We start from the raw sequence: 11,357 nt of genomic DNA, 5'->3' as shown, positions 1-11,357 counted from the left end.
TTTTTATGACGGTTTCTGATGATGGGTATGTACTGCATACCCGTCCCTTTCAAGATAATAAAGCAATTGCTATTGTATTCACGAAGCAGCAAGGGTTGCAGCGAATAGTTTTCCAAACTAGTAAAAACTCTAAAAAACAACCGAGTTTTCGGCATTTTTTACAGCCATTCCAGTCACTTTGGTTAACCTGGAAAGGTAATGGTGAATTAAAAACAGGTAAAGCTGTTGAGCTAAGTGGCTTACGCTATTCACTGCTGGGTAAGTTACTTTACTGTGGCCTTTATTTGAATGAATTACTAATAAGATTATTGCCTGCTGAAGAAGCATCACCCCAACTATTTAATTGTTATCAACAGGCCCTGACACTTTTACAGCAGGATCCTCAACAAACTGAAGTATATCTTCGCCAGTTTGAGTTTAGTTTGTTAGCAGAACTGGGCTATGCTGTTTCATTTGAGCATGATGTTAATGGTAATGACATTAGCTCTACGGCAAGTTATGCCTTTCTACCTGACCAGGGGTTTTGCATTCAGGAACAGTATCTTCATTCAAAGAGGGCTGATATTTATTTGTTTTCTGGCACTGATCTACTGACTTTAGCTAGTTTGCCATGGTTAAATGGATATGGTGATATACAATCCAGTAGTGACCAGCTTGATATCCCGCAGGCGTGGACTAAGCCACTAAAGGTAACAGCTAAGCGAATTGCCAGAATGGCATTAGCGTTGCATTTAGGCGGTAAGCCGCTAATGAGCAGAATGCTGTTTTCTAAACAAAAATAGAACTTTGTTTATTCGGTACCTTCATGTCTTCGCTGCCAGTCCAGTAGTTGCTCAATTTGTTCAATTAGTTCTTCCATAGCACCTGCCACTTTGCGTCTTTCTTCTTTATTTTTTTCAGAAGCTTTTAATATGGTTTCCATATTATTACAAGCATTACGCAATAGCGGTACACCACAATAACGAGTGGCGCCATGTAGCTTATGGACAACTTCCAGTAGTCTTGGCCATTGTTTATTTCGATATAATGCTCTTATTTGTTCTTGTTCATTTTTTAAATTTTCAAACAGCATGGATAACATATCGTTGGCAAGGTCTTCTTTTCCACCGGCTAACTTTATTCCTTCTGTTAAGTCTACTACTTTTGTTTCAGGCTCAGCATGACTTGTATCATTCAGATAATCCGTACCTTTAATAGGTGCTACATGTAAGCCTGTCCATTTTTTTATGATATGTTGCAATTGATTTTCATTAATAGGCTTGGTCATGTAGTCATCCATACCAGCCAACAATAACTGTTTTTTTTCTTCTGCTAAGGCATGGGCAGTTAGCGCAATAATAGGGATGCGTCGCTCTGACAGTTCTCTTTCACGGATTCTACGGGTTGTTTCCAGGCCGTCCATATGTGGCATTTGCACATCCATAAAAATAAGGTCAAAGTGGTATTGTTTAGTTTTAATAATGGCCTTGGTACCTGAGTCTACCGCAGTTACTTTTGCACCAAGGTCTTCTAACAGTGCAGTAACCAGGCGTAAGTTAGCTGGGTTGTCATCTACTGCCAGGATATGGGGTTGGCGAGTAATAGCTTGATTAATACGCCGGGCAATATTACTTTGATTACCTTGAGGGAGTTTACTTTTCTCAAGTAATAAATAAGAAAGTGCTCGATATAGACGGTTGTGACAAAGCGGCTTAACAATACAAAGCGCATTATTGTGTTGGTCTAATATGTTATTAATTGCTTCTTCTTTATTGGTATGAGCCAAAATTACCAAGTACTGTTTATTTTCATTGGCTGCTTTAATTAATGATCTTATTTTTTCTAAATCTAAATAAGCAGGGTGATGGCTAACCACTAATACATCATAGGTTTTTCCCTGGGTTTTGGCCTCTTGGGGTTTTTCTTCTAAACAAGACTCATTAGCGCAGCTATCAACATTTAAGTCATACTCAGAAAGCAAATGAACAATCGCTTGTCTGGCGAGGTCATGGTGTTCCATTATCAGTACATGGGTATTGGAAAAAGCAGGGAAGTGCTCTTTTAAGGTAGGCTCATTGGCTTTGGGTACAGTTAAAGTAAACCAAAACGTAGAGCCTTTACCTAACTCACTTTCTACCCCAACCTCTCCCGACATTTGTTGTGCAAGTCGCTTGGAGATAACCAGACCAAGCCCAGTACCGCCAATATTTCGAGTAGTAGAGGTATCGGCTTGAGAAAAAGCTTTAAATAACTCCTTTTGCTGCTTGTTAGAAAGCCCTATGCCCGTATCGGTAACACTGATTTTAATTGTTACAAGGTTATCTTTTTCATCTTCAAGCATGGCTCTTACAACAATAGAGCCATCATTAGTAAACTTGATTGCATTGCTGACCAGGTTGGTAAGAATTTGTTTTAACCGTAGGGGGTCTCCCATTAGGTGAATAGGTGTGTCAGAGTAAATGAGAGGAATGAGTTCCAGAGACTTATCATGAGCACTGGGGGCTAAAATAGTTAATACCTCTTCAACACTCTCTCTTAAATTGATAGGGATACTTTCCAGTTCTAACTTGCCAGCTTCAATTTTTGAAAAATCGAGAACATCATTAATGATTGATAATAAACCTTCTGATGACTTTTGGATTGTACTGAGGTACTCAAATTGTCGTTCATTCAGTTTGGAACGCAGAAGCAAGTTAGTAAAACCAATAATACCATTCAATGGCGTTCTAATTTCATGACTCATGTTTGCCAGAAATTCAGATTTAATGCGGCTGGCTTCTAGTGCTTCTTTACGAGCCATATCCAGCTCAATATTCTGAATTTCAATCGTTTCAAGGGTTTCTTGAAGGTCTTTGGTTGATTGTTCAATATTTTGTTGCATTTCCAATTGGCCACGTTGGAGTGATGCGACCATAGCATTAATACCGGTTTCTAATGCCCGCAACTCGCCACCAGTGTTGGTGTTAATTCGAGTATCTAAATTGCCTTCACGCATGTGATTGACTGCACTAATTATTTTCATCAGTGGGCCTGTTATGTTGTGACCCATTTTTAATGCCAAAAACAGGTTAATTAGCACCCCTGAAAGAATCAGTAAGCCACTGGCAAGGATGGTTTGGTATTTTTTAATTTCAGTATTACTTCGAGAAAACTCAGCCATTAGCCATCCCAATAAGACTTTTTCTCCCCCACTACTAAGTGATGTCTCAGTGTTAACAGGTGATAAAGTAGGTTTTGCATAAATGGGAGTGCTGATCAGTAAGGACTGCTTGTTTAAGGTATGAAAAGGACGGGTTAGAAAGTAGCTTTCCTGGCTGTCCTTAAATTGAATTTTTGGACCAGCATGGGCAAGAGCTACTTTAGTGTGGGAAAACAAGCTAACAGACCGGACATCATTTTTTTCTAGTGCAGAGCTGGCAATCTCTTGAATGAGACTCAAATTATCTAATGATAAAGTGTGTTCTGTGATTGGAATCAGTTGTTGAATAGTGGTTTGACTGCGCTCTAGCAGCAAAGCGTCTAAGTCGTTGATACGGGCTAAGGTAAAGAAAGTACCTAAAATCAGTGAAATACTAATAGTAGGAATCAAGGCAAGCGCCAAAACACGACTTTTTATACCTTGCTGTTTTAGCATAATAGATATTTTACCTTTAGTGAGCTGAACATACCCTGCATTTTGGGTATACATCTAAGTATGACTAATTAGTATAATAAACTAGTTGCTTATGTTTAACAGATGTAACTTTATAGTTTTTCAATATTAACAGTTCTTCTGCTGAAAGCTTATTATCGGAGAAGTTATAAATTCTAGATGAGGATAAAGCATGGCGGTAAATTATCCCACCATTGAGTCATTGGTTGGTAATACTCCTTTGGTTCGATTACAGCGGTTGACGGGTAATACTACGAATAATGTACTTGTTAAGTTGGAGGGAAATAATCCAGCAGGTTCAGTCAAAGACCGCCCTGCATTAATGATGATTAATGAAGCGGAGCGACTGGGCGCCATTAAACCGGGTGATACGCTTATTGAAGCAACCAGTGGTAATACAGGGATTGCTTTGGCGATGGCAGCTGCAATTAAAGGCTATCGAATGGTGTTAATTATGCCTGACAATATGAGTGAGGAGCGACGCTCTGCAATGTCGGCCTATGGTGCAGAGCTAATTAGTGTCAGTCAGGAGCAGGGGATGGAAGGTGCACGTGACTTGGCAGAACAGATGGAGCGAGAAGGTAAAGGTTTAGTGCTGAATCAATTTGCTAATAAAGCAAATCCTTTAGCACATTATTTGGGAACAGGCCCAGAAATATGGCAACAAACCCAAGGAGAAGTCACCCACTTTATCAGCTCAATGGGAACTACTGGCACTATAATGGGAACCTCGCGTTATTTAAAGGAGCAGAATCAAGCAGTACAAATTATTGGTTTACAGCCTGCTGAAGGGGCGAGTATTCCAGGAATTCGCCGGTGGCCAAAAGCTTACTTACCAACTATTTTTGAACCTGAGCGTGTTGACCAGGTAATGGACATAACTCAGCAGGAAGCAGAAGTTACAATGCGTAGGCTGGCTCAAGAGGAGGGTATCTTCTGTGGTGTATCCTCAGGTGGGGCAGTAGCTGCTGCATTGACAATAGCTCAGCAGGTTGAAAATGCGACGATTGTTGCCATTATTTGTGATCGAGGTGATCGGTATTTATCAACTGGTGTATTTAGTTCAAAATAATACCTGATAGTGTTCTCGTAACTGAGCGTTACGAGAATATGGCATTAACTACCTGCAACTCCTGCCTGTTAAATAGTCGTTTAATAAACTTATACTCATTACTTAGTCATAATTGACAAAAAATAAGTTAATATGGTTGCCTGTAATACTTAACTATTAACTTATCGCTAAGAAGGCTGTTTGGCAAAGCACTAATGTAGTTATCTGTAGTCTTATAAGCTGTAGCATTATGAGCAGGCGCTTTTTAAATGAAAACAATGGGTGTAACAAAAATTAGCCAAGTGCATTATGACTTTTGTATATATTTCCACTAGTTATAATAAGTGGTTTTGAATGACATACGCTGAGGTTAAGTCAAAAGTTTTAATATTACTCAGTTGATTTTCATTTGATTGATTTTTAGACAGTGCTTTCGTAATGGTTAAACAGGCTACTGGTGCATTCTTACATTATAGAATGCAACACTAGAACGGATCAGTGGATCACTCATGGTTAAAGTACGTGAAGAACACCCTATACATGAAGATGGTTCTGTCAATATTGATGCCTGGCTGTCTCGATTTGGTCAGGATGCCAATATTAAAGATATGGGGCAGGTTCAGCTGGCTTGTAGTATTAGTAAACAAGCGGAGTTAGAAGCAAGCTCAGAAAAAAATATTTGGGTTGAAGGTGCCAGCAGCTTTCGTACTGGGCTGGAGATGGCACAAATTCTTTCTGAATTAAACCTCGACCAGGAAAGCCTGATAGCCGCTATTCTCTATCGCGGAGTTAGAGAACATAAATTACCGATTAAAAAGGTTAAAGAGCAATTTGGAGGGCGTGTCGCCAAGTTAATTGAAGGTGTGTTAGGCATGGCGGCAATTAGCTCTTTACAAATGCATAACCGCAATAGAGTGCTTGGTCAGGAGCATGGCCAATTAGATAAAGTAAGAAAGATGCTGGTATCAGTGATTGACGATGTAAGAGTCGCGTTGATTAAACTGGCTGAGCGAACCTGTGCAATTAGAGCAGTAAAACATGCCGATAAAGAAAAGCGGCGACGAGTGGCTCAAGAAGTATTTAACATCTATGCTCCTTTGGCTCATCGATTGGGGATTGGTTATATCAAGTGGGAGCTGGAAGACCTTTCTTTTCGTTACTTAAAGCCCCAAGATTACAAAAAAATTGCCAGATTATTGGATGAGCGGCGGGTAGATCGAGAGCAATATATTGCTAATGCAATAAAAGCACTAAAAACATCTCTCACCGCAGCAGGTATAGAATCCGACATCACTGGGCGTGCAAAACATATTTATAGTATTTGGCGCAAAATGCGCCGTAAAGGCATTGAGTTTAGAGAAGTTTATGATGTCAGGGCAGTCAGAGTATTAGTGCCTGAAGTAAGAGACTGCTATGCCACATTAGGTATTATCCATTCCCTATGGAAGCATATCCCCAAAGAATTTGACGACTATATCGCCACCCCTAAAGAAAATGGCTATCGATCATTACATACGGCAGTTATAGGCCCTGATGGCAAAAATCTTGAAGTGCAAATCCGTACTTACAATATGCATGAAGAAGCAGAAAAGGGAGTTTGTGCTCACTGGCTTTATAAGGGCACAGATATTAATTCTGCTAGTGATAGCTATGAAGAAAAAATTGCCTGGTTAAGGCAGGTGCTCGAGTGGCATGAAGAAATTGGTGATATGGAGAACCTTGCGGATCAACTACGTGCTGATATTGAGCCTGATCGTATTTATGTGTTTACCAAAGATGGTCACGTAGTCGATTTGTCTTTAGGAGCCACACCCATAGATTTTGCCTACCGAATTCATACTGAAGTGGGTAATACCTGTCGTGGAGCTAAAGTGGGTGGGCGAATAGTGCCACTGAGTCATACCTTGCGAACAGGTGATCAAGTTGAGATTTTAACAGGCCCAGGAGCAAGCCCAAGTAGGGACTGGTTAAATCCCAATTTGGGTTATATTACAACATCAAGAGCTAGGGCTAAAATCACCCATTGGTTTAAAGAACAGGATCGAGAGCAGAATATATTTGCTGGTCGAGCCCAACTTGAACGAGAGCTTAAGCGACTAGCGTTAAAAATAGAAGACTATGATGAGCTAGCCAGTAAAGTAAACTATCAAACGGCAGATGATATGTATGCGGCAGTCGGTGCTGGTGATTTAAAACAAAACCATGTCATTAATGCCGCACAGCAACTAGTAGAGCCTAAGGACGTTAAAGAATTTGAGTTGAAAGCTCGCCCCAGTCAGCACAGTAAAGTTGTAGACAGTGATGTTATTGTGAGTGGTGTGGGTAATTTACTGACTCAGATGGCTGGCTGCTGCCACCCACTACCTGGCGATGATATTGTGGGATACATTACTGTTGGAAGGGGGGTGACCATTCACCGTCAAGATTGTCCAACGGCATTGCAGCTTCAAGAAAAGGAGCCTGTGCGGTTTATTGAAGTTGGCTGGGTTAGTGAGCAAGTAAACATTTACCCGGTTAATGTGTTGATAAAAGCTTACGACCGGTCTGGCTTGTTGCGAGATATTACGATTGTTTTAGCGAATGAGAAAGTCAATGTGTTAGCTGTGAATACTCAGTCAGATAAAGATGATAATTTAGCTGTGATGAAACTAACGATTGAAGTAAGTAGTTTGCAGGCATTGGGTAGGGTGTTAGCTAAAATTAATCAAGTATCCAATGTTATTGAAGTGGTTAGGGATAAGCAGCACTAATGTGCTAAAAATGAAAGATATGGCTTGCTAGGAGGTTTTTAGGGATTATGCCTTAAAAGCCTCGTATTAGTCTTAGTCATATAACCTGGTTGACTCTATGAAGTATACAACTGAAGATTTATTATATTTAATGCAGCGGTTACGAGACCCAAAACTAGGTTGCCCATGGGACATAAAGCAGAGCTACCGGACAATTGTCCCGCATACTATTGAAGAGGCTTATGAAGTTGCAGATGCGATAGCTAAACAAGATTATGATCACTTAGAAGAAGAGTTGGGGGATTTGCTTTTTCAAGTCATTTTCTATGCTCAGTTAGCCCAAGAAGAGTCACGGTTTAATTTTGATAGTATTGTGAGTCGACTAGTAGAAAAACTTATCAGGCGTCATCCGCATGTTTTTCCTGAAGGGACATTAAGCTCTCAGCGTAAACCAGATGAGGGTATTAATGAGCAACAAATAGCAGTTAACTGGGAAAAAATTAAAACAATAGAAAAACAACAAGCTGCCGCGTCGGCAAATAAAAAACAAGAGCAGTTTTTTATTGATGAAGTGCCTGTTGGGCTGCCAGCATTAATAAAAGCCTATAAATTGCAAAAGCAAGCTGCAAAAACAGGGTTTGATTGGGATGAGGTTAAACTGGTATTAGCCAAGCTTAAAGAAGAGCTGGCTGAGCTAGAAACTGAACTTGAAGCAGATAACCAGCAAAATATTGAAGCTGAGTTAGGAGACTTGTTGTTTTGTTGTGTAAATCTGGCGCGGCACCTTAAAGTTAATCCTGAGCAAGCTTTGGAACAAACCAATAATAAGTTTATTAAGCGGTTTAGCTGGATAGAGCAGCAATTAACTAAGCAAAATAAAACATTAATGGACGCGACATTAAGTGAAATGGATTGGTTATGGAACCAAGCGAAAGAAAATAATCAAAACTAATGTATGTGACTTTTAATGTATGTCAAAAAGTGTAACCCTATAAGCGAGTAACAAATAGGAGAATTTAATGAATGATTCACAGGCTGCACTGTGGAATGATGTTCATTTGCTGGGTGAGTTTCTTGGCCAGACAATAAAAAATGACTTAGGTGATGAGTTTTTAGGTAAAGTTGAGTGGATTAGACAGTTATCCAAATCTGAGCGTGCTGAAGGAGCGCCTGATCATCAAGCGTTAGGTGAAGCACTACAGCAATTGAGTGATGATGAGCTTTTGCCATTAGCCCGTGCATTTAGTCAGTTTCTCAATTTAGCTAATATTGCAGAACAATATCATACCATTTCACCCTTTTATCAAGATGAAACCATTCAAGCTAACCCCATCAATGCATTATTGCAAAAGCTTAAATCTCAGCCCCTGAATAAGCAGATTATCACTGAAGCTATTGAGCAAATGGCAATTGAGCTGGTGTTAACTGCTCATCCAACAGAAGTCACTCGCCGTACATTAATTAAAAAGCATGAAGCAATTTCAGATTGTTTAGCAGAAAAAGATAATGATGGTGATTCAGCAAAGCAGGAAAGCATACACAACCGACTAGCTCAATTAATTAGCCAAGCCTGGCATACTAATGAAATTCGACAACATCGTCCTACTCCTGTAGATGAAGCTAAGTGGGGATTTGCAACGATTGAAAACTCATTGTGGTCAGCGGTACCTGCTTTTTGTCGGGTGTTAACTAAAGAGTTGGAAACAGTACTCGATATAAAGCTGACAAAGCAGGTTATTCCTATTCGATTTGCTTCTTGGATGGGAGGGGATAGAGATGGTAATCCCAATGTAACTGCCAAGGTCACGGCTGAGGTGTTGCTGTTATCTCGCTGGATGGCTGCAGATTTATACTTAAGAGATATTCAGCTGTTAATTGATGAGCTATCAATGGTGGTTTGCAGTGAACCATTACGTGCTGAAGTGGGAGATGCTAATGAGCCTTATCGTGCTCTACTAAAACAATTAAAACAGCGTTTAAAAGCTACATTACTATGGGCTGAGCAATCATTAGATGCATCAGTAAACCCAAGCGAAGATGTATTGCTTGATGATCAAGCGTTAATTCAGCCATTAGAGTTATGCTATCAGTCATTGGTTGATTGTGGCATGGAAATCATTGCAAATGGCCCCATACTAGACACATTATATCGAGCATATTGCTTTGGTCTGCATTTAGTTAAATTGGATATTCGTCAGGAAGCAGGTCGTCACACTGAGGCCATTGCTGAAATTGTGAATTATTTAGAGCTCGGTAATTATGCTGAGTGGGATGAACAACAAAAGCAGCAGTTTTTGTTGCAGGAATTAGCTAGTAAAAGACCATTAATTCCAACCAAATGGCAACCCTCTGCTGCAACTCAAGAGTTACTGAATACCTGTCGGGTAATTGCTTCGCAGCCAGCAACTGCAATGGGGAGTTATGTGATTTCAATGGCCAGTCAGCCATCTGATGTCTTGGCGGTATTGCTTTTACTCAAAGCAACTGATGTTAGCTTTAAAATACCTGTAGTACCACTGTTTGAAACACTGGCTGATCTTGATCAGGCGGCCGAAAGTATTGATCGGCTATTAAGTGTTGAATGGTATCAGCAGTATATTAATGGCTACCAACAAGTCATGATTGGTTATTCGGACTCTGCTAAAGATGCTGGCTTTTTGACTGCTGCCTGGGCGCAGTATCAGGCACAGGAAAAACTGGTACAAGTAGCCAGCAAGTATCAAGTAAAACTGGTACTTTTTCATGGTAGAGGTGGAACTATTGGACGAGGGGGTGGCCCTGCCCATGCTGCTATATTATCCCAACCACCTGGCTCATTAGACTATGGTATGCGGGTGACTGAACAGGGAGAAATGATTCGCTTCAAGTTTGGTCTACCTGATGTGGCTGTAAGAAGTATGGTGCTTTACTGGTGTGCAGCAATTGAGGCTAAACTGTTGCCACCGCCAGTTCCAGTTGATAACTGGCGCGATACAATGGCTAAAATAGCAAATAAGTCATTAAGTGTTTATCGAAAAACAGTTAAAGAAACACCTGATTTCGTTGATTATTTTCGTGCAGCTACGCCAGAGCAAGAATTAGCAAAGCTACCACTGGGCAGTCGTCCTGCTAAACGAAAACAAGCAGGGGGTATTGAAAGTTTACGTGCTATCCCCTGGATTTTTGCTTGGACTCAAAACCGTTTAATGCTCCCTTCTTGGCTAGGGGCTGGAGAAGCTCTTGAGACAGTGCTCACTGAGTTTGGTAAAGATACGTTAACGGAAATGATGACCCAATGGCCTTTTTTTCGGGCCAGGATGAACATGCTGGAAATGGTTTTGGCTAAAGCTGACTTAACACTGGCTGCTCATTATGATGATCGTTTAGTACCTGTTGCACTCAAACCTCTAGGAGAGCAACTTCAACAGCAATTAGCACATACGGCATCCGTCATTAAACAAATTACTGGATCAGATGTATTATTAGCTGATGACCCATGGGTGCAACAGTCAATTGCACTAAGAAACCCATATACAGATCCGTTGAATGTACTACAAGTAGAGCTGCTCTATCGAGCCAGAAATAACCCAGAGTCGGTAACAGACCTGATCGAGCAGGCGTTAATGGTAACAATAACAGGCATTGCTGCAGGGATGCGAAATACTGGTTGATAAATATCCATTCAAGGCTGCTATTATTAGTTAGGAAAAAGATAAGGTATAACTTAAGACAGTTATAGTTATTATAGTTGCAGTCATTATAGTTATAGTGTAAAGCTCATTATTACTGTGTTGATTGATAGCAAGTAATGAGATACGCGAAAGCCAGTAAAGATGATCGCAAGGAGGCGTTCTTGTAAAAAAATTGTAAATTACAGTCGCAATTTATTCATTGTGAGCCATAATTTATTTCTGGAAGCTTTTTAAATGATAAATATAACAATCTAACGCCATGGTTTAGTTTAAGT

At 40.2% G+C, this 11,357-nt stretch carries 6 protein-coding genes; 5 read left to right on the top strand and 1 reads right to left on the bottom strand.

What is annotated here, in order from left to right:
• The first annotated feature begins 5 nt into the window (after positions 1-5).
• A complete protein-coding gene (gene recO, locus ORQ98_RS00510; RefSeq protein WP_274686808.1) occupies positions 6-782 on the top strand; it encodes a DNA repair protein RecO in 777 nt (258 codons plus the stop codon).
• 8 nt (positions 783-790) lie between these two features.
• Here recO and ORQ98_RS00505 read toward each other — a convergent pair whose 3' ends face one another.
• Positions 791-3,613 carry a response regulator gene (locus ORQ98_RS00505; protein WP_274686807.1) on the bottom strand — a complete coding sequence of 941 codons (2,823 nt, stop codon included), beginning with the start codon at positions 3,611-3,613 and terminating at the stop codon, positions 791-793.
• A 190-nt stretch (positions 3,614-3,803) separates the two neighbouring features.
• Here ORQ98_RS00505 and cysM point away from each other — a divergent pair, with 190 nt between their 5' ends.
• The 4 genes from cysM (at position 3,804) to ppc (ending at position 11,061) form a co-directional block, all read left to right on the top strand.
• Positions 3,804-4,703 carry a cysteine synthase CysM gene (gene cysM / locus ORQ98_RS00500; protein WP_274686806.1) on the top strand — a complete coding sequence of 300 codons (900 nt, stop codon included), beginning with the start codon at positions 3,804-3,806 and terminating at the stop codon, positions 4,701-4,703.
• Between the two features lie 488 nt (positions 4,704-5,191).
• The gene (relA, locus tag ORQ98_RS00495; protein ID WP_274686805.1) at positions 5,192-7,432 is read left to right on the top strand and encodes a GTP diphosphokinase; all 2,241 of its coding nucleotides are present in this window, start codon (positions 5,192-5,194) and stop codon (positions 7,430-7,432) included.
• Between the two features lie 97 nt (positions 7,433-7,529).
• Positions 7,530-8,363, top strand: coding sequence for a nucleoside triphosphate pyrophosphohydrolase (mazG, locus tag ORQ98_RS00490; RefSeq protein WP_274686804.1), 834 nt, complete (start codon positions 7,530-7,532; stop codon positions 8,361-8,363).
• Positions 8,364-8,430: 67 nt separating this feature from the next.
• Positions 8,431-11,061: a phosphoenolpyruvate carboxylase gene (gene ppc, locus ORQ98_RS00485; RefSeq protein ID WP_274686803.1), complete on the top strand. Its 2,631-nt coding sequence runs from the start codon at positions 8,431-8,433 to the stop codon at positions 11,059-11,061.
• The last annotated feature ends 296 nt before the right edge of the window (positions 11,062-11,357 follow it).

Source organism: Spartinivicinus poritis (assembly GCF_028858535.1).
GTDB classification, from domain to species: Bacteria; Pseudomonadota; Gammaproteobacteria; order Pseudomonadales; family Zooshikellaceae; genus Spartinivicinus; species Spartinivicinus poritis.
This window is presented reverse-complemented; position numbering and strand designations above follow the sequence as displayed.